Origin of the sequence: Peribacillus sp. FSL E2-0159 (assembly GCF_038643155.1) — a bacterium.
Classification (GTDB): Bacteria; Bacillota; Bacilli; order Bacillales; family DSM-1321; genus Peribacillus; species Peribacillus simplex.
On the sequence record NZ_CP152053.1, the window covers coordinates 3,577,448 to 3,597,807 of the forward strand.

At 38.8% G+C, this 20,360-nt stretch carries 18 protein-coding genes; 3 read left to right on the top strand and 15 right to left on the bottom strand.

All coding sequences use genetic code 11. The annotated features are described in order from the left end of the window. The 4 genes from NYE63_RS17425 to murQ form a co-directional block, all read right to left on the bottom strand. Positions 1-285, bottom strand: a complete 285-nt coding sequence (locus tag NYE63_RS17425) for a hypothetical protein (RefSeq protein ID WP_342602067.1) — start codon at positions 283-285, stop codon at positions 1-3. Positions 286-356: 71 nt separating this feature from the next. Then, a complete protein-coding gene (locus NYE63_RS17430; protein WP_342602068.1) occupies positions 357-1,649 on the bottom strand; it encodes a PTS sugar transporter subunit IIC in 1,293 nt (430 codons plus the stop codon). A gap of 49 nt (positions 1,650-1,698) precedes the next feature. Beyond that, positions 1,699-2,004 (bottom strand): PTS sugar transporter subunit IIB, encoded by a 306-nt coding sequence (locus NYE63_RS17435; RefSeq protein ID WP_063233328.1) that lies wholly within the window; start codon positions 2,002-2,004, stop codon positions 1,699-1,701. A gap of 40 nt (positions 2,005-2,044) precedes the next feature. Beyond that, on the bottom strand, positions 2,045-2,929 hold the full coding sequence (gene murQ / locus NYE63_RS17440; RefSeq protein WP_342602069.1) for an N-acetylmuramic acid 6-phosphate etherase: 885 nt from the start codon (positions 2,927-2,929) through the stop codon (positions 2,045-2,047). A 332-nt stretch (positions 2,930-3,261) separates the two neighbouring features. Here murQ and NYE63_RS17445 point away from each other — a divergent pair, with 332 nt between their 5' ends. Continuing rightward, on the top strand, positions 3,262-4,872 hold the full coding sequence (locus NYE63_RS17445; RefSeq protein WP_342605809.1) for a family 10 glycosylhydrolase: 1,611 nt from the start codon (positions 3,262-3,264) through the stop codon (positions 4,870-4,872). Between the two features lie 164 nt (positions 4,873-5,036). Continuing rightward, complete coding sequence (gene anmK, locus NYE63_RS17450; RefSeq protein WP_342602070.1) at positions 5,037-6,209, top strand: anhydro-N-acetylmuramic acid kinase AnmK; 1,173 nt, start codon at positions 5,037-5,039, stop codon at positions 6,207-6,209. Positions 6,210-6,300: 91 nt separating this feature from the next. On the opposite strand, the gene NYE63_RS17455 is transcribed toward anmK, so the two are convergent. The 4 genes from NYE63_RS17455 to NYE63_RS17470 form a co-directional block, all read right to left on the bottom strand. After that, positions 6,301-7,740, bottom strand: coding sequence for an NAD-dependent succinate-semialdehyde dehydrogenase (locus tag NYE63_RS17455; RefSeq protein ID WP_342602071.1), 1,440 nt, complete (start codon positions 7,738-7,740; stop codon positions 6,301-6,303). After that, the gene (locus NYE63_RS17460) at positions 7,737-9,128 is read right to left on the bottom strand and encodes a hypothetical protein (RefSeq protein WP_342602072.1); all 1,392 of its coding nucleotides are present in this window, start codon (positions 9,126-9,128) and stop codon (positions 7,737-7,739) included. The genes NYE63_RS17455 and NYE63_RS17460 overlap by 4 nt, the downstream gene beginning before the upstream one ends. Before the next feature lie 14 nt (positions 9,129-9,142). Next, the gene (locus NYE63_RS17465) at positions 9,143-10,294 is read right to left on the bottom strand and encodes an iron-containing alcohol dehydrogenase (protein ID WP_342602073.1); all 1,152 of its coding nucleotides are present in this window, start codon (positions 10,292-10,294) and stop codon (positions 9,143-9,145) included. 131 nt (positions 10,295-10,425) lie between these two features. Further along, complete coding sequence (locus NYE63_RS17470) at positions 10,426-12,030, bottom strand: sigma 54-interacting transcriptional regulator (protein ID WP_342602074.1); 1,605 nt, start codon at positions 12,028-12,030, stop codon at positions 10,426-10,428. Between the two features lie 704 nt (positions 12,031-12,734). Here NYE63_RS17470 and NYE63_RS17475 point away from each other — a divergent pair. Continuing rightward, positions 12,735-13,235 carry a hypothetical protein gene (locus NYE63_RS17475; RefSeq protein ID WP_342602075.1) on the top strand — a complete coding sequence of 167 codons (501 nt, stop codon included), beginning with the start codon at positions 12,735-12,737 and terminating at the stop codon, positions 13,233-13,235. A 330-nt stretch (positions 13,236-13,565) separates the two neighbouring features. Here NYE63_RS17475 and NYE63_RS17480 read toward each other — a convergent pair whose 3' ends face one another. The 7 genes from NYE63_RS17480 to NYE63_RS17510 all read right to left on the bottom strand — a co-directional run bounded on the left by NYE63_RS17480 (position 13,566) and on the right by NYE63_RS17510 (position 20,343). Then, positions 13,566-14,342, bottom strand: coding sequence for a YibE/F family protein (locus NYE63_RS17480; protein ID WP_342602076.1), 777 nt, complete (start codon positions 14,340-14,342; stop codon positions 13,566-13,568). Further along, complete coding sequence (locus tag NYE63_RS17485) at positions 14,342-15,448, bottom strand: YibE/F family protein (RefSeq protein ID WP_342605810.1); 1,107 nt, start codon at positions 15,446-15,448, stop codon at positions 14,342-14,344. Before NYE63_RS17485 ends, NYE63_RS17480 begins: the two co-directional genes overlap by 1 nt. Before the next feature lie 345 nt (positions 15,449-15,793). After that, positions 15,794-15,982: a hypothetical protein gene (locus NYE63_RS17490; protein WP_342605811.1), complete on the bottom strand. Its 189-nt coding sequence runs from the start codon at positions 15,980-15,982 to the stop codon at positions 15,794-15,796. A 122-nt stretch (positions 15,983-16,104) separates the two neighbouring features. Continuing rightward, entirely contained in the window at positions 16,105-16,443 is a 339-nt protein-coding gene (locus tag NYE63_RS17495) for a VOC family protein (RefSeq protein WP_063233316.1), read from the bottom strand. 266 nt (positions 16,444-16,709) lie between these two features. Then, positions 16,710-18,125, bottom strand: coding sequence for an amino acid permease (locus NYE63_RS17500; RefSeq protein ID WP_342602077.1), 1,416 nt, complete (start codon positions 18,123-18,125; stop codon positions 16,710-16,712). A gap of 56 nt (positions 18,126-18,181) precedes the next feature. Continuing rightward, the gene (locus tag NYE63_RS17505; RefSeq protein WP_342602078.1) at positions 18,182-18,943 is read right to left on the bottom strand and encodes an arginine deiminase-related protein; all 762 of its coding nucleotides are present in this window, start codon (positions 18,941-18,943) and stop codon (positions 18,182-18,184) included. A gap of 209 nt (positions 18,944-19,152) precedes the next feature. After that, positions 19,153-20,343 carry an amidohydrolase gene (locus NYE63_RS17510; protein ID WP_342602079.1) on the bottom strand — a complete coding sequence of 397 codons (1,191 nt, stop codon included), beginning with the start codon at positions 20,341-20,343 and terminating at the stop codon, positions 19,153-19,155. Positions 20,344-20,360: the final 17 nt, after the last annotated feature.

Consider the following 20,360-nt stretch of genomic DNA (forward strand, 5'->3'; position numbering starts at 1 on the left):
TTAATTATAGATTATTGCATAACAAACCAGTGCGCTTACCGCTAATATAGACAAGAATAATAGTGATGCTTGTTTCTTGTTTTTAAACTTACCTTCAACAAAACAAACAACCATCGTCAACCCTGCGCTTATGGCAAAGGTATTTCCTAAGTACAGTGATAATTGTTTATTTATCTCAAAGGCATCCGTTAATGTGTTAAAGATAAAATTAAAAACAAGAATGAAGCTAAAAAATAGAAAGGCACTTTTGTAACTAAAAAAGTGAATTCTGGATGTTGAATTCATGTCCTTTCACCCCTCTCAATTTATTAAAGGAGTTTGGAGCATTTAGTCCCAAACTCCCTTTTAGGTATTCCTTATAATGCGATATTTTTATTATCCGTTGTTGTTTCTACCATGTTTTCCTGCGCCAATAGCTTTTTATCGTACATTTTAAAGAATGGCAGATAAATAATAACGGAAATTGCTAAATTCACCATCACGAGAACAATGGCTCTCCAATCGCCGCCTGTTGAAAGGTAGGCACCTATTGGAGCGGGCAATGTCCAGGGAACCATTACATATGTCGGGTTCACCAGACCGATGGACGTTGCTATATATGCAAGTGTCGCACCAATTAGCGGTGTAATGATAAATGGAATAATCAGTACCGGGTTTAGGACAATTGGCATCCCAAAGATAACAGGTTCATTGATGTTAAAAATGCTTGGCACAATTGTTGCTTTCCCCATTGCTTTACTATAGGTGGACTTTGCCGTTAAGAGCATAGCTATTACTAAACCCAATGTTGCACCAGACCCACCAATCCAAATAAACCATTGGAAGAATGTTTCAGGAGCTATGTGGGGAATTGCCTTCCCAGCTGCAACTGCTGCCGAGTTATTCCCCAGGTATACTTCCCATACCGGACGAGCAACGGCACCTACTACTGATACGCCATGAATACCAAATGACCAGAAGAATGTAATCAAAAATACTGGAATTAATACACCTGGCAATGTATCGCCTGCACTGATGAGTGGTGCAACCGCTTTATCAACAAGTGAATGTAAATCAACAGCAAAAACGACTGTAATTAAAGTCATTACAAGCAGTACAATTGTAACTGGTATTAATGCTTCAAATGAACGGGCTACTGAAGTTGGAACGGAATCCGGCATTTTAATTGTGATATTTTTTGTCTTACAAAGACGTAAAATTTCGACAGCAAAAATGGATACAAGCATTCCTACAAAAAGGCCATGCCCTCCGAGATTTGTCATTGGCAAAACAAAACCCACATCATCCATCATCTTTACGCCTATTGTGAACAAGAAGGCTGCTAATGATAGTAAACCTCCAGATAGCGGATCAAGTTTATAGCTTTGAGATAAACTGTAGCCTATACCAAAAGTAATATATAGCGTCATGATAAACATCGTTAATCGATAGGGTATTAAAATTTCAGCTATATGTTTTGCAGACCATTCACCTAACGCAGTATCTGCTGCAACGGGCGGAAATGCAATGATCAAGAATAAACTGCCAAAGATGATGAATGGTAACGCAGAAACCACACCATCCCGAATTGCGCGTAAATGTTTTTGCTCAGACAATTTAGCCATAGGTGTTGAAAGATTATTTTCTAAAAAAGCTACAAACTTGTCCATTCGTGTTTTCCCCTTTTACGTTTAGTGAAAAGAAATAGTAGTTAGTTTATTATTTTGCTAGTTCGGTTACAAGTTTTAATAGTTTAGGTCCGCCAAGAGGGCTGTAAGCTTGAGCTGGAATGGCTTCACATGGGACGCCCGCTTCGTCTGCAGATGCCTTAAAGCCATCGAAACGATGTTTGACTTGCGGAGCTACCATTGCAACATCCCAGCCATTTCGTACTTCTGCATCAAATTCTTGGGTACCGACTGCCAATACCTCTAAGGTTACACCCTGTTTTTCCCCTTCCTTTTTTAAAGCGCTTACAACGATTGCACTAGACATTCCACCTGAACATACGAATAATACCTTCATTATTTGTTCCTCCAATTTTTTATTTTTTTTATAAAAAGCGTTAAATCGTTTTTCTTATGAATCCTTGTGCCTTCACTAAACGATTTGAAGCTTCTTCATATGATACATTCGTTAAAATCATGACAATTGCAATTTTAGGCTGGGCATGCGCCTTTTCTAAAAATTCATCTGCAATTTCATAGCTACAGTCAGTAGCGTCCATGATAATACGTTTTGCACGTTCAACTAGCTTTTCATTAGTCAACTGTAAATCTACCATTAAATTACCATAAACTTTTCCAACTCCAACCATTGAGGCGGTGGAAAGCATGTTGCATACTAACTTTTGCGATGTTCCAGCTTTTAAACGTGTAGAACCCGTCAGGACTTCAGGTCCGTTTACAACTTCAATCGCAACTTTTGCAATCTTACCTATCTCAGAACCTTTGTTACAGCTTATAGAAACAGTTCCTGCACCAACTTGATTGGCATATTCCAATCCAGCAATAACATATGGAGTGCGTCCACTAGCCGCAATGCCCACTACAACATCCCTGTTTGTTAATTCGATTTTCTTTAAATCTTCAGGACCTAATTCAAAACTGTCTTCAGCACCTTCAACCGCCTTAATGAAAGCCTTTTCCCCACCAGCTATAAGACCCACTACTTCACTCGGATCGGTATTGAATGTTGGGGGACATTCTACTGCATCCAATAAACCGATGCGCCCGCTTGTTCCTGCACCCATGTAAATTAATCTGCCGTTTTTATTCATAGCTTCAACGATCATCTCCACCGCTTTAGAAATTTGCGGTAATTCTTTTTTTACACAATGGGCAACTTTAATGTCTTCTTCGTTCATTACCTCTAAAAATTCAAGTATTCCCATCTCATCTAAACTCATGGTCTTTTCATTACGACGCTCTGTCGTTAAATGCTCTAGCATACATATCATCCTTTTTTATTTCAGTGGTGAAAGTTGTGAAACTTTTTTAGCTATACAGAATATATCACTATTAAAAATTAATTTCAATAATGTGTATACATTTTTAAAAATTAATTTTAAAATAAACGTAAGGCATCTAAATGATTGTTTTCTGTCTATTAAAATTTAAAAATGTAAACTGACTAACCATTTTATGAACCAAACCTACGATTCTTTTTATTGTTAGATCTTATCTCACTATTCATAGATGACAAATTCATATATTCATTATTTGTTAACGCTTACAAATAATTAAATATAAATATTAGTAATGAAATGAGGTTCTACTATTGATGAATGAAAGAATTACAAAGAAAAAATTTGGTTCATTGGCGCTAGCCGCTTTGGTGGGAGGATCACTTCTCTTTCCAGCTGATTTAATTGCAAATGCTGAATCCGGGACTATCCCTCAGCAAACGACTTATGTAAAACAGGAACTGCGCGCAACTTGGATTGCAAGTGTGTTAAATATTGACTGGCCGTCCAAACCTGGTTTGTCCATATCAGCACAGAAGGAAGAATTCATAAAATATTTGGATGAACAAAAAGCAATGGGGATGAATGCTGTCGTTATGCAAATTAAACCCACTGCTGATGCTTTTTATCCTTCTGAATACGGTCTCTGGTCAAAATATTTAACAGGAGTCCAAGGAAAGGATCCTGGGTATGACCCTCTTGCATTCATGGTAGAAGCAGCACATGAGCGTAATATGGAATTTCATGCGTGGTTTAATCCATACCGCATTACTATGCCTTTAGGTAAAACAGCTGAATTATCGGATATTGATAATCTTCCAGAATCTCATCCTGCTAGAAAGCACCCGGATTGGGTCATACCATATGGACAACAATTGTACTTTGACCCAGGCATTCCTGGCGTACAACGGTTTGTGATCGATGGAATAATGGAAGTTGTTAAGAATTATGACATCGATGCAGTCCATATGGACGATTATTTCTATCCTTACAAGATTGCAGGAGTTCCTTTCCCTGATGAACATTCCTATCAAAAATATGGAGCAGATAGATTTACAAATGTAGAAGATTGGCGCAGGGATAATGTAAATAACCTTGTTAAGCATATAAATGAACAAATCAAGGCAGAAAAATCATATGTGAAGTTTGGTATAAGTCCATTTGGAGTTTGGCGCAACAAAGCAGTTGATCCCACAGGATCTGACACTGCCGCTGGACAAACGAATTATGATGATTTATATGCGGATACCAGAACGTGGATCAATAATGGATACATTGATTATATTGCCCCTCAATTATATTGGAATATAGGACTGCCGGTAGCTGACTATGCCAAACTTCTTGATTGGTGGACAAAAGAAGTCGAAGGTAAAAATGTTCAACTCTATATTGGCCAAGGAGACTATAAAATTAATACAGAGTCCAATGGTGTACAAAACTGGTTTAATCCTGAAGAAATGCCAAACCAGTTAAAACTGAACCGAACATATAAAGAATTTGATGGAAGCATGCATTTCAGTGCCAAAGATTTACGGAAAAACCCCCTTGGGATAGCAGATCGCTTAAGGGAGGATATTTATAAGCACCCCGCATTGGTTCCAGCCATGCCTTGGATTGATGATCATGCCCCAAAGGCTCCAAAGGTCAGCAAGGCAACACAAGCAGGAGATGGAATACAATTTGAAATTCACGATCACAAGCAATCAGATGCATCCTATTATGCCATTTATCGTTTTGATGGGAAGAAAAAAGGAAACATAGAAGACTCAACCAACTTACTTGCCACAGTGCATAAAGAAAATAAACGTCAATTGTTTAATGACGGCAGTATAGAAAAAGGAAAGACTTACACATATGTTGTGACTGCCTTAGACCGCACCCACAATGAAAGCAAACAAACTAAACAGATTAATATTAAAGTAAAATAATCTTCAAGAAATTGCTTTACAGTTCAAGAGACGCATGTCAGTGAACAATGAACGTAAGGTTTTCATTAAACAATATGTTAGAAATGGTTTTATCTTAGTATCATACACTGTTGCATATGATGCTAAATCAGGATTATAAAAGAATTGAAGTAGGTGGAATGACGATGTACATAGTTGGATTAATGTCCGGAACATCTCTGGATGGAATTGATGCGGCACTTGTTCGGGTGAATAATAGTGGACTCGAGACTGAAATGGAAATGATTGAGTTCATGACATGCCCTTTTCCAAAAGATATTGAAAAAGAAATTATGCAGTCTTTATCTGCAGACACATCCAATGTGCAGTTAATATGCAGTTTGAATTTTAAATTAGGAAAATTATTTGCCAATGCGGTAAAGGAAGTTTGTCATAAAGCAAGATTTCCCATTAATAAACTGGATCTAATAGGATCCCATGGACAAACCATTTACCACCAGCCTTTAAAGGAACAGAATTATATACCCTCCACTTTGCAAATTGGGGAAGCTGCAGTAATAGCTCACGATACAAACACACTTGTAATCTCTAATTTTCGTACGATGGACATGGCTGCTGGTGGGCAAGGGGCTCCTCTTGTTCCCTTTACCGAATACATTCTTTATAGAAGTGAAACGAAGGGAAGATTACTTCAAAACATAGGTGGCATTGGAAATGTAACCGTCTTACCTAAGCAAGCATCTCTGAATGACATGTATGCTTTTGATACAGGACCTGGGAATATGATCATTGATGAGGTATGCCGCCAATTGTTCAATTTAAGCTATGATGCAGGTGGTAACATAGCTAAACAAGGACAAATTAATGACGAGCTTCTATCTTATTGTATTAGTCATCCTTATATTATGAGCCCTCCACCAAAATCGACTGGTAGAGAATTGTTTGGCAAGCAATATGTAGTAAAACTATTAAAGATGTTTGAATCACTTCCAAATCAAGATATTTTAGCAACAGTAACGATGTTTACAGCAAAGTCCATTGTGGAGAACTATCGAAATTTCATCTTTCCAAAAACCATTATTGAAGAAGTGATTATTGGCGGCGGTGGCAGCTACAACAAAACGTTATTAAATATGATTCAATCACTGCTGGGAAATTCTATTAAAGTCTTGACTCAAGAAGAGTTGGGATACTCTTCTGAAGCGAAAGAAGCGGTGGCCTTTGCATTACTTGCAAATGAGACTTTCCATGGTAATGCAAGTAACGTTCCCAAGGCTACCGGTGCTGACTCCAATGTCATCCTTGGAAGCATGACCTTCCCTCCTTCAACTCTGAAGGAACGTAAAAATGCTTATTAACCATTGTAAAAGAGTAGAAGGCACATCGATAGTTGATGTGCCTTCTACTCTTTTTTTTGCCTGAAGAATCATGGCGGACTCTTCTATTTATTTACTGGCCTATCAGCATGGATACATACTTCACTTCTAAATATTCATCCATGCCGTAGTGTCCACCTTCTCTGCCTAAACCACTTTCCTTCATGCCTCCAAATGGTGCTTGGGCAGTGGATGGGGCACTGTCATTAATACCGACAATCCCATATTCTAGACCATCCGAATAGGCAACTGCCTTATTTAGTGACTCGGTATACACATATGCTGCCAAGCCAAAATTCGTGTTATTGGCTCGATCTATCGCTTCTTTATCGGTTTTGAATGTACTGACTGGCGCAATTGGACCAAACGTTTCTTCCTGCATGCACAGCATATCATCCGTTACATTGGAAAGTATGGCTGGTGCGATAAAATAACCGTGTTTTTCATCGACTTTTGAGGTTTTATGGATGAAAGCCCCTTTACTTGCAGCATCCTCTAATTGAAGCTGAACTTTTTTTACTGCGTCTCCATCTATCAATGGACCAAGATCATTTCCGTCCATTCCATTTCCAACCTTCAAAGTTAAAACGGCTTCTTCAAAAGCTTGTAAAAATGGCTGTTCAATTGTCTCGTGGACGAATATTCTGTTCGCGCAAATACATGTTTGTCCCGCATTCCTGAATTTCGATTGAATCAAACCTTTTACTGCTTCTTCGATATTCGCATCCTCAGCAATGATGAACGGTGCCAGTCCACCGAGTTCAAGCGAGACTTTTTTTACTGTTTCTGCCGCCTTTTTCATTAGATGTTTCCCTACAGGAGTGGAGCCAGTAAATGTGATCTTTTTAACACGTGAATCATTCATCCACACGTCTGACACATCTCCCGGTTTTTGTGTGGTTACAATATTTATCACACCGGCCGGAATGCCTGCTTCCTGGGCACTTTCAACTAATAGCAAAGCGGTCAAAGGCGTTTGTTCCGCGGGTTTGATGACCACGGTACATCCTGCAGCAAGGGCTGGCGCCACTTTCCTCGTGATCATGGCAGCAGGAAAGTTCCATGGGGTAATGGCAGCAACGACACCGACTGCCTGCTTTTGCACTAAAATACGCTTTGAAGCAACGGAGGCTGGTATGATTTCCCCATAATTACGCTTTGCTTCTTCAGCATACCATTTCACGAAACTTGAAGCATATTTCATTTCACCTTTCGCCTCGGCCAATGGCTTACCTTGTTCCAATGTCATGATCGTTGCTATTTCATCCAGCCTGTTCTCAATGATCGTGTACCACTTCTCAAGTAATTCCGCCCTATGATATGCGCTAGTTTTCGACCAAGTCAGAAAGGCAGCTTGAGCTGCATCCACAGCAGCCTTTGCCTCTTTTTCGTTAGCGTCCGGAACATAGCCCACAGGCTCCAATGTTGCTGGATCTTCAACTACAAAATGATGCTCTGTATGAATGGGTTCGCCGTTTATATAAATTGGCCATTTCTCCACTACTTTTTTCATCCTGCTTTAATCTCCTCTTCTTCTTCTTCATGATCTGTAAAAGTATTATCTTTTTCACCTTTGAAAAAGTCCTTTCCATATATTAGGACACATAATAGGATTCCTGCTGCAAATGCCATTCCAGCACCTTTTATAACAAGGATGGCAGCAACGACCCCTGCAATTCCCAAGTCGCGTTGGCTCTTCGCCTGCATAACACCGACGCGCACGCTAACATATCCTTGAACCAAAAGCGTCAAGGCCAAGGCCACACCGAGAATTGGTTCAACCAAGCTGACGACCGGCAATAAGAATAACCCTGTATTCGTACCCCAACGGAATGAGCCAGCACCGCCGAAGAAAGAGTTCATAGCTTTCTTGCCATTCTTAAACCGTTCCACTACCACGACCTGCATGGCCGCCCACAACGGACCGCACATTGTAATATCAGGTCCGATAAAACTCATGATCACATTTCGACCACCAAAAATTAAATGAGCTCTGTTTGGATTATAATCAACTTTTTCATCCTCCCGAACCTCATCGGATTCAGAAAGCAACGCTTTTGTTTTCAACACATCCCCGAATACGACTAAATAGGTAGCAAAAACAGCTGGAATCGCACTTAAAAAGAAGGTCAAGGCAGGAAAACCTAAACCAAACACAGTATAGTCCGACCAAAGGGTAGCAAAATCCGGACTGCTGAATCCCCATTGAATATCAGGCCATTTTGCTTCTCCAAAAATTGGGGCTACAAAGACCGCAAGCAAGATAGCTGGCAATATCCCTAAATTGCCTATGAATACCCAAACTTTATTTCGTATTTTTAATTTCCCAAAACTTTTCGAGAAAAGTAGATAAAAGGCAAAGCCGATACAAATGCTTATTGTATAAGGAAATAAATCAAACTTTCCACCCACTTCAAAAATGGAAACGACAGCACCAATTCCCGCTCCTAAAATAATGCCTGATTTAATTGCATTCGGCACTAATCTAACGACCTTACTGGCAAGTCCAGTCATTCCAAGCAAAATCGATAAAATACCTAAAGTTAATTGAAACGCAACGAGTGCATAGACCCGGTCAGGCCCTTCCGGAAATTGACCGACGAACAATACAAGCAATGGAACCGCAGGTGTAATCCAACCTGGTATAACTGGGTCCCCGAGTAAATGATGTGCTAAGTATAATAATCCATTCAAGACAACGACTGCTAGTGCCACATCAAAAGGCATTCCCAGATGGTCTGCAAGCAGTGTAATCGCTCCAAGGTCAACTGCACACATCAATAGGCCTTGAACATAGTCAGGCCACTCAAAACGATAATGGACAAATGGCAGTCTAATTTTAAAAGGTCCCGCAGGTATATACGATGTCTCTTCTCCGTAGCGACGGTTTTTCCATTTCATATTGTTTCCTCCACTTAAAAGCCATAGGCTGAACGGTATATTTTTTCGATATCCCGAACGTTTAATGCACGGGGATTATTGCGAAGTAAACGAACTTGTTTGATGGCTTCGGCAGCCATTTCACTTAAAGCAGATTCAGGAATGTCAAATTCACTTAGTGACTCAGGTATATCCACGTAACGACATATTCTGGTCATCGCTTCTATAGCTTTATCAGCTGCCTCATCATCATTTAAATGATTGACTTTCTCTCCAAGTGCTTCAGCAATGTCACGGAATCTTTCTAAACATGCAATTTTATTCCACTTCATCACAAATGGCAGTAATAATGAATTGCTGACTCCATGTGATAAATGGAAGCGGCCTCCAAGCGGATAAGCTAAGGCATGGACAGCTCCAACACCGGCATTTCCAAAAGCTAACCCTGCCATTAAGCTTCCAGTGATCATGGCTTCCCGCGCTTCCAAATTAGCTGGCGCAGCATAAGCCTTTGGTAAATTTACAGCGATTAATTTCATGGCCCCAATTGCCAAGGCATCCGTGACGGGCGAAGCAAATTTGGAAATATAAGCCTCGACCGCATGAACAAGTGCATCCACTCCACTCGCAGCAGTCACACTTGGCGGGCAAGTCAGCGTCATGACGGGCGATACGATCGCTACATCCGGTAATAGATATGAACTTACAATTCCCTTCTTAACCTGTTCTTTCTTGTCCGATAAAATTGAAATATTCGTCACTTCAGAGCCGGTTCCGGCTGTTGTCGGTATGGCAATTAAAGGTAGTCCTGCAACTTCAATCAAGTTCGTACCGAAATATGTTTCGATGCTACCCGAATTCGTAGCCATGACGGAAGAGGCTTTCGCAATATCCATCGCACTACCACCGCCTACCGCAATCAGTCCATCATGTTTTCCATCCCTGATTGACCGAACACATTGCTCAACGATTTCAATTTCCGGTTCAGGATTCACATCCGAAAAAATACCGTATGCTGAAGAAAGTAAATCCTCAACCTTTTGCACAACCCCAGCACCCACTAAAATTTTATCTGTAACTATCAACGGATTCTTCATCCCTAATCGCGTAACCTCATCAGTCAGCTGTTGTAAAGAATCTGATCCTGTCACCAATTTGTTAGCCATTGAAAAAATAGAAATATTCATGGTTATCTCCCCTTTCATGTTTTTACTAATGCAGGAATCATGCCAAAGTGAAAACGCTTAATTTATAAGGGGGACAACCTTTTTTTCATGGGTAACAGCAGAAATAACGAGTAGAAAACAAATCAAAAAAACTAATTCGATTCGTTTTCTAATCGAATGTGAAATTTTTTCATTTTTTGCACCAAAGCGCTTTGACTTATATCCAAAGAGATGGCAGCCGCCCTTGTAGTCCCATATTTTTTCATCGCATTCAGGATCAGGGAACGCTCCAGCTCGGAAACGGCCTCCTTCAAAGAATGTGTTGTAGTTTTTTTTGATAAGACCGGCTGGATGAACGATGGTAAATTAGGCAAATCAATCGTATCATCATAAGTCGTGACGACCAGTCGCTCTGCAAGACTCGCAAGCTCACGTATATTACCAGGCCAGGAATAGTTCGTCAGCCATTCATAGCATTCCGGTGTCATCTTTTTCTTTTCATTATATTTTTCATTGAATTTTTTCAAATACATTTCTAAAAGTGGGATCGTTTCTTCCTTTCGCTGGCGTAAGGGCGGAACTTCAAAGGATACGATATTAAGCCGGTAATATAGATCTTCGCGGAAAGACCCCTCTTGAACAAGGGAGGCCAAATCACGATGAGTGGCTGTAATTAATCTGACATCCACTTCTTTCATTTCGGTAGAACCCACTCTCATAAACTTGTTTTCTTCTACCACTTTCAAAAGTTTCACTTGTAACTCTAAAGGTAAATCCCCAATTTCGTCCAAAAATAACGTGCCACCATTCACTTTCTCGAAAATCCCCATTTTCCCATTCTTAAGGGATCCGGTAAATGCCCCGGGCTCATATCCAAAAAGTTCAGATTCCACCAAGTTTGCCGGGATGGCCCCGCAATTTAATTCAAGGAAAATCTTTTCCTTCCGGGAGCTTTTGGCATGTATGTACTTGGCGATCAAACTCTTACCTACTCCCGTTTCTCCCTGTAACAAGATCTTCGCATCCGTTTTAGCTACCTTATCAGCCAGCTTGAATAAAGGAGTTGTAGAAGGCCCAATGATTATTTCCTGCAAATTCACCTGTTCCGAGCCTGGCAATAATTGAGAAATAGGTTGGAAAGATAACTTTTGGCTGTCGATCGTGTATTTCATCCGGATTAATTCAGTAATATCCCTAACACTATTTATTACAAATATGACTTCATTCTGTGGCGATAGAATTGGTGTAGCCGAAACGATAATCTTTCTTCCATTTCTAATTCTTTGTGTCAAAGTAACTTGATTCTTCGTTCGAATAGAGTCCAATGAAGCAGAAACGGATATCATACCTTGCTCAATTAAATAACTCATCGGTTTTCCGATGATTTCCTCTTCTCTTATTCCGGTAATACGCTGATAAGCTTGATTGATATATAATGTCGTTCCTTCCCCATCCGTGATATACACGCCATCATACAGGGCATTAAATACAACCCTGCATAAATCACTCTCGAAGAATGCTTGAAATTGTTCATATGGTATTGAGTAATTTCGTAAATTTTGTAGCGGTGCATTCACAGTAATGAAATGGGAAATAGGCTTCGTCAAATCACTCTGCTGCACTGCCGCAGATAACGCTTCTATCGTCAGAAAGCCGATGAAATCTTCCGAATCGTCCAACACTTCCACTTCATTACTTCCGATGGGAAAACTTGAAATCGCTTCCTCCACTGTCATATCCGAATAAAACTTTTTCATCAATATCCACTCCTACCGTGATCCCTGACTGGTCTTTTACATTTGATAGAACGCTTCCTCCTTGATTGGAGTACTCTTTGATAGTCTAGTCTACTACCTCTCCTTTTCATATTAAAGAAAGGCAATGAACATCATTCTTATTAACTTATTTTGTGAGCAATATGTTATGTCATATCCTGTTTAATGATACTATGGACGACAATCAACGACACCAAGAATAAATACTACACTGGTAAAGACGATTCAATCTCCATATGCTATTTCTGATTAAAAGCGATAAATAGCATTGGTATGTTACTTTTATCATATCAATGGTGTTTTTTATGCTCAAATCCATTTTCACTCATCACAGGAAAACTTGTCCTTTTGTTGTATAAGAAAAATGCCTTTGATATAGCTAATTCCTTGAGAGTGGTCAACTCACAGTTATTTTAAGCTTAAGAACAATTTGTTAAGTGCTTTAAAAATTTTCTCGGCAGTTTGAAAAAACCTAATCCGTATTTGGATTAGGTTTCAAACTATGGTCAAACTCGATGAAAATCGAGTTTGACCATAGTTTTTTTATGACTTGTAAAATCTGATCGTTGATTTCCACTACTACAGTCTTTTTTTTAAAAAATAGAAGGATTAAAACTTGAGGTGATGAGGATACTTTTTAACCATGATTCTACTCAGCAAGATCAACTAGAAATGACTTTTCACCAGTGGATAAACGGGCCATTTTAGAAGAGCAAATAAATCAACGGCTTCGTTCCATTGCCGTTGTAACCGCAGCTATCATTCCAGCTGAAGAGATTATCAGTCTGCAAAAAAATATGAACCGGCAAACTTCCTATTCCCAGAAATCAAAACAAAAACTTACCATGATTCAAGAAAAAGAAGGCGTAATTGAATGGGTCTTTATATTTATCATGACGGAGGATGGACGTCTGATTCACCTCGTTGCAGACAAAGGCTTTGTAATTGAACCGGGGGAAGAATATATTGGTCCCCCTGAAATGGTTAATGTCGCTAATCAGGCGTTTAATGGTAAAGCTGGTGTGACTCCCATATACGAAGACAGGTACGGTGAGTGGAAAACAAGCTTTGCGCCAATTATTGATGATGAAGGCAATATCGTCGCTATTGTAGGATGTGATTACAGCAAATCCTATTTCAATTCGGAAATGCAGCGACTCCGGAAGCAGCTCAATATACATGTTTGATTTCAGGATGCAGTCATATTATCAAATTGAAGATTAGGGTAAAAAAAAGAAAAGCTGATTACAGGAGCCGTTTTGAACGGGCTTCTGCAGTCAGCTTCTTCGTTGTTATCAAACCATAAATACATCATGAACGTTATGAAGGAATTAAAATGACAGTAAGCTTATATAGGCAATATTGTACCTTGTACTCCACCATCCTCCCTCAAAAATGAAACGGTTAAGAGGATTTGGCAGAGCATATGGATACTCATTGCAAAGCTATTAGGGAACGACCCAAAGACTTATTCCTATTATACAAGTGAGTGCTCATAAGCCTTATTGCCATGAAACCTATATAACTTTCTCTTTATTTTCTCTTTTTTTCACCAAAAAATAAGCAGTAATCAAGGCTGTAATAGGAATTATCAGGGCTACTCCTGTTCCAGCACAAAATATAGTGATCATTTCAGCACTGAATATTTTTGAGTTTACGATTTCTCCAACAGAATAGGATAAATCTTTAAACCATATAAGCAATGCCAAATAGCCTCCAAAGAAAGCAAAAAATAGTGTATTCGTAGATGTTCCTAAGATATCCCTCCCAATACTTAATCCAAATGTGAATAATTCTTTCTTGCTAATGGATGGATGGTGATGATACATTTCTCGCATGGGAGATGCAATGGCCATGGCTGTATCGATAATCGCGCCAATAGTACTCATAATAATTACTGAAGCTCCAATTTTAACAAAATCTACTCCAATATAAAGGGAAAAGATACTAAGCTCTTCTATTTCTTCTTCACCGAAACCTTGTATCATCGCATTTTCCGTCACAATGACAATAAAAAAGAGTACAATAACAATCGTGATAATAGTAGAAATGAATGCTGTTTTTGTTGTACTGTTCACTTCGTTAATAAAAAATAAATTAATATAACTAATCACCGTACATGCAATCAATGTTACGATATACGGATCATTATTTGGATTTGTCATAAAAATGATGGTAAAAAGTAACACACCAAAGTTTAGGAACAAAGCAAAAAATGAACGTGCCCCTTTTTTTCCGCCAATCAAGATCATCAATATTAATAGTATAAACGCAAGCAACACTAATACATTCATTATCTTTCCCTCTTTCGATTAATGAAAAAAATAGAGACATATAGACCAATCGGAATAGTTAACACGATTCCTATACCACCAGCTAGGGCACGGGCCAATTCCAATGTAAGGTTCATGGAAAGGGTAAATCCCAATGCAGAAGCATTTTTCAAATATAAAATAATCATAGGAATGGAGCCACTTATATAGGCAAAGAACAAAATATTTGTCATGGTTCCCATTATGTCTTTTCCAATCTCTAATCCTGAAGTTTTAAGTGCTTTTACTGTTATGTTGTTATTCTTTTCATACAAACCAAAAATTGAAGAAGACATGGTAATGGCTATATCCATTACGGCTCCTAAAGAACCGATAAATAACCCTGCCATAAACACCATTTTATAAGGCCGAGTGATAAATTGCATCTCTTCATATCGAAGTCCATTTTCGGAAGTTAACCACATAACAAGATAAGTGATGAACAGTGATAAAAAAGTCCCTAACAGTGTCGCAATAACCGCTGCATATGTTTTTTCATTAAAACCGTTAACGAGTAAAAGGGAAAGAACCGTAAATAGAATGATACTTATACTGCATATCAATACCAAACCAATGTCTGATGTATTCAAATAAAAATCTAATGCATATGACAACAATATGGCATTGACTGCCAAACTTATAATTGAAAACAGGCCTTGCTTTTTTCCAACGATAAGTAATGTAAAGATAAAAACCCATGCTACAATCAACACAAATTTATCACGCTTTACATCTTTTATGGTTCCAGTCAACTCTGAATTTCCTTCTGTTTTCGTATCAATCGAAACAAATAAATCATTTCCAATTCGATATTCTTGATCAAAAGCTCCGGATGAGGAATATTCATTCTTTAAATGAATAAGTTTTCCTTTTTCTTCTCCATTTTGTAATTCGGCTATTATACTCTGAGTAAATAGTCGATCTTCATTTTGATACATATCATTCAATTCAGTTGTATTTTCCAGATTTGTTTTGATGACTTTGGCTATTGGAAGTTCATAGAATGAATAATTGTGATGAACAAAGAAAACAGAAGCGACAAAGCAAAGTGCTATGACGGCGTACAAAGAAACATGCTTGTAACCCATTTTTTTAAATTTTTTTACTATAACATTCAAAATAAAACCTCCAAATATCGGGTGGGCAAAAAAGGCAGGGAGGAGCCAGAATTGACTGACTCCCCCCCTTACTAGTATTTGATTTATTTATCTTATCATGAGTAGATTTAGTTTGCGAACATCGTCCGATTTACCTCCTTTACGTCTCCCCTGGTAAAGTGGGAAGAAGCAAATTTCACAAAATACTTGTCAAGCCCCTTCATTCCTGATTTTCTCACTTTATCATCAGTTGAAAAACTAAGGGCAATACTACAATTCGTAAGTAGTATTGCCCTTATATTCGTATAATTATCGTTTAATAAAATCGTGAATGTTTCAAGAATACAAAGAAGATCCTCTTAAAATGTAATATCTCCTTTTTTCAGGTAGAGATGCATGGTTGATTTTTAGAGCATGACTACTTCCATCGCTCCAACTTTGTAAAAAAATTGCAATTAATTTAGGTATTTTCATTTTTTCCATCAAATGTTTTTGAACAAATTCTTGCATTTCAATTGCAGTAATATTTTGTGTAAATTCACCATTTAATTGACAATGACTACAATTTCAGCACTTTTACTACCATCTTTTTCAGTTCCTCCACCTAATTCATCTTTAGAAAACGGCATTTCATCTCCATTTACTTTTTAACACAGTACTTCAACGTTAAATCCTCCAGGCGCTTCTACATAGAACGTATATCTGTGTAAGTGTTTTGGAGGCTTTACCATGAATCCATCATCCTTCAACCGCTGATTGATCCTGTTAACTTGTTCTTCATTTTCTTGTATGAAACCAACATGAAATGTCTTGGGGTATTGTACATCGCTTCCCTTCATTAGTGTCAATATGGATCCATCATCATCTTTCATTGCAGCAAACCCATCTCCTCGGCTCCCTGCACATGACAATCCAAAGTATCTTTCTAAAAACTCCCTTGATGCTGTAACATCATTAACTGTTAAATTTATATGATTGATCTTCATTACTTCCCCCAATTTTAATATTATTGTTTTCTTTCCGTCTCTCGGTAAAAAAGTTAATTCTCCACAGGCTCGTTGTGATGTTGTTTTTAGTCACTTTGTAATCAAGCTTGTTAATTCCCCCTTCCTATTTTCTAAGATATTCCTTCCATTTCGTTAAAATGTAAGTTTTCCCGTTCCGATTCAGTAAATAATCATCCAAGTGACTGCAATTTCAAGATTTAAAAAGGCCAACCAGTAAAAACTGGCTAGCCTTTGGTGTAACTCAATTACAATATTTTTTCATTTTCAAAGTTAGTGTTTGACTCTACTTTCTTAGCCAATTTAAATTTATAGAATAATATACAGGCTACCAAAAATCCTATCCCATAAAACAGTCCGACTCGTTGAGTAGGGTCAAAGGCAAGGAATACTAGAATCAGCAAACAAAAGCCTAAACAAAACAACGGGACAAATGGGTAAAATGGTACTATGTATTGTAAATCTTCCGTTTTACCACCCGCTTTTATAAATTTCCTTCTAAACATATATTGCGATAAAGCAATTCCCATCCATGAGATCGTGACGGAAATACCCGCTATGGACATAAGTATCACGAACACTGTATCCGCCGCAATGAAGCTAGTCAATAACGATAGGAGCGAAAAACAGATCGTAAAAAGAAGGGCATTCAATGGCACTTTCCTCTTGGATAATAGACCAAACACCTTGGGTGCCATTCCGTCATGAGCCATCGACCAAAGTAACCTTGTGGATGCATAAAGACATGAATTCCCCACAGAAAGAATGGCTGTCAAAATAATGAAATTCATGATACCTGCTGCATAAGGAATCCCGGCTATCTTCATCAAAGTTACAAAAGGACTTTCCAATAAGCCTAATTCCGAAGAAGGGAATATGGCAGAAAGGATGATAATGGACGAAATGTAGAAAATAATGATTCTAAATAGTACGTTTCGAATGGCTTTAGGGATATTCTCTTCAGGTTTTTCACTTTCCCCTGCCGCTATTCCTATTAGTTCTGAGCCTTGATAAGAAAATATTACATTCATCATTGTCACAAAGATGATTGTAATCCCCCCTGCTGGAAATAGACCAGAAGGAGCCAAATTCTCAAAGAATGGGGTTGGACGATCAGATAAAGAGACAAAACCAAAGATGCCCGCGATTCCAATCAAGATAAACAAAATCACTGCAACGATTTTTATTCCAGCGAACCAATATTCCGCCTCTGCAAAACCTCTTGTCGTTAATGCATTCAAAGTAAATAAAAGCACTATGAATACAGCACACCAAATCCAGGTAGGACTATTGGGGAACCATTGTTTCATCAAAATTCCTGCAGCCGTGAACTCTACTCCTGCTGTTGCGGCTGAACCTACGAAATACATCCATCCTAGAGAGAAACCAGCGGAAGGCCCTATATATTCGGCAGCATATTTCTGGAAAGAACCTGTAACCGGCATATGAACGGCTAGCTCGCCAAGGCAGACCATTACCATATACAAAATAAGACCGCCGGCTAGATAACCGAGCAGGGCCCCTCCTGCCCCCGCTTGGTTAATTGTATAGCCTGCATTTAAAAAAAGGCCTGTACCAATTACGCCGCCGAGTGACAGCATAAATAAATGGCGTCTTTTCATTGAGCGTTGCAGCTGATCATTATTCTCCAGTCCATACCCCATGTAATCACTTCCTTATCTTATCTATTATCCTATGCATTGCCTTCTCCTAAACTATCTTAGAACCTCAAAGAGAGACAACTAAGTCCGCCATCTTGTTTTTGAAATTCAGTCATCTCCACTTCAATCACTGTGTATCCCAAATCTTCAATTTTTTTCTTTGTACCATCAAATCCTTTCGGGACAATAACGCAGTCGTTCATTCTGACGCAGTTACCCGAATATTCTTCTTCCTGTTTTACGATTATTTGATTGAAGCCAGAAAAAGCCTCGTGATTAATGAATTCTCCGGCCACTAATAAATTATTGTCTCCCAGATAATTGACACCCGTTTTTAAATGAAAGAACTTCTTAAGAGGAATGATGGTCGTATCATAACCATATTTAGCCATAATATCTTTGAACTGAAGAGCACCTGCTTCATTTGTTCTTGTTGAAAGGCCAACATAGAAGTGATCCTCAACTTGCATTACATCTCCCCCATCTAACATACCTGGAGATTGAATATATTCGATTGTGTCATAAAAGTCCTTTAAAACTTCTTTCATTTCATTAATCTCACCATTCCGGCTTTCTGCACCAGGATTGGTTACTAGGGCACATTTTGTCGTTAACACGGCTGTATCTTCCACAAACGTAGAATCAGGGTACCTTTCATCCGATTCGAGAACGGTCACTTTCACACCGCAGCGTTTTAATGCTTCTACATAAGCCTCGTGTTGTACAAGTGCTTTTTCATAATCCGGGTTTCCTAAATCCGATGTTGTTAAGCCATTTACAAAACTTTTTCCAATCTTTCTTACAATCGCGTGTTTAAACATATATATTCCTCCTAAATAGGTAGCTTATTTTTTAAAATGTAGGATATTAACCTTTTTGAACCAGCCGTTCTTTAAATTTCTTTTGATCACTTTGCTGAACTTAACCATTCCAGTAGCATAAACCATGGAAAAACAGTCATGATAGGAAGAAGAGACAACCGAAGGTTCTCTTAATCTATAACGGGTGTCTCTTCCAGCCCAATGTTTTCTCAATTATTTTGATGACCGCATAATTTATCCGCTATACCTACAAAATATCTTACTCCATACCCTAAAGCCTTCTCATCGATTTTAAATTTAGGATGGTGTAAGGGGTAAGCTTTTCCAAATTCATCATTATGAACGCCTAGAAATTGCATGGAAGAGGGTACGATTTCGGAAAAAGCCGAAAAATCTTCTGTTCCAAACATGGGATCATCAACCTGGATGATATTATTTTCTTCAAATATCCCTTCCATGACCGTTCTTGAAATATCGACAGCTGCTTTATCATTTACCACGGCTGGATACCCTAAATACCAAGTAATTTCACATTTTGCCCCATGCGTTTCTGAAATCCCCTTAACGATTTGCTCTAGATACTCCCTTGCTTTCACTCGGCTATCAGCGTCTAAGGAACGAATGGTACCACCGATTTCTGCATATTCAGGTATGACATTGAGTGCACTTCCGGAATGGAACTGAGTGACTGAAATGACGGGTGTCCTAAGAGCTGAAATTTTTCTAGAAACGATATGTTGAATATTCGTCGTAATTTCTGCACCAATGATAAGCGGATCTACCGTTAATTCCGGAGTCGACGCATGACCGCCCTGACCAATAATTTTTATTTCAAAATCATCGGCTGCTGCACAGAATACCCCTTCCCTTAAACAGATTGTTCCTGTTCGTTCATAAGGAGTAACATGCAGTGCAAATGCATAATCCACTCCTTCCATGACCCCTTTTCTCACCAATTCCTGAGCGCCCCCTGGCAGAACCTCTTCGGCGTGTTGGAAAATAAACCTGATTTCTCCATTAATCGCATCTTTTTTCCCAGAGAGTACTTTAGCAGCACCTAATAACATCGCAGCATGTGCATCATGTCCGCAGGCATGCATAACCCCGGGATTTTTTGATTTATAATCAATTTCTGCTTCTTCTTCAATCGGGAGTGCATCAATATCTGCACGAAAGGTGATGGTATTCGATTTTCGGGCAGATTTTTTAGTTCCTTTGAGAACCGCTAAAACGCTCGTCTCGGTAGGTCTCGTCACTTCTAATCCTGTAAAGGTCTTTAATTTCCTGTAGATGAATTCAGAAGTCTGGTGCTCTTGATATGAGAGCTCCGGATTTTCGTGAAAATGACGTCTCCATGATATCACTTCATCCACAACTGTCTCCTGTATTGTCTTCATCATAAATGCCTCCTCGTACA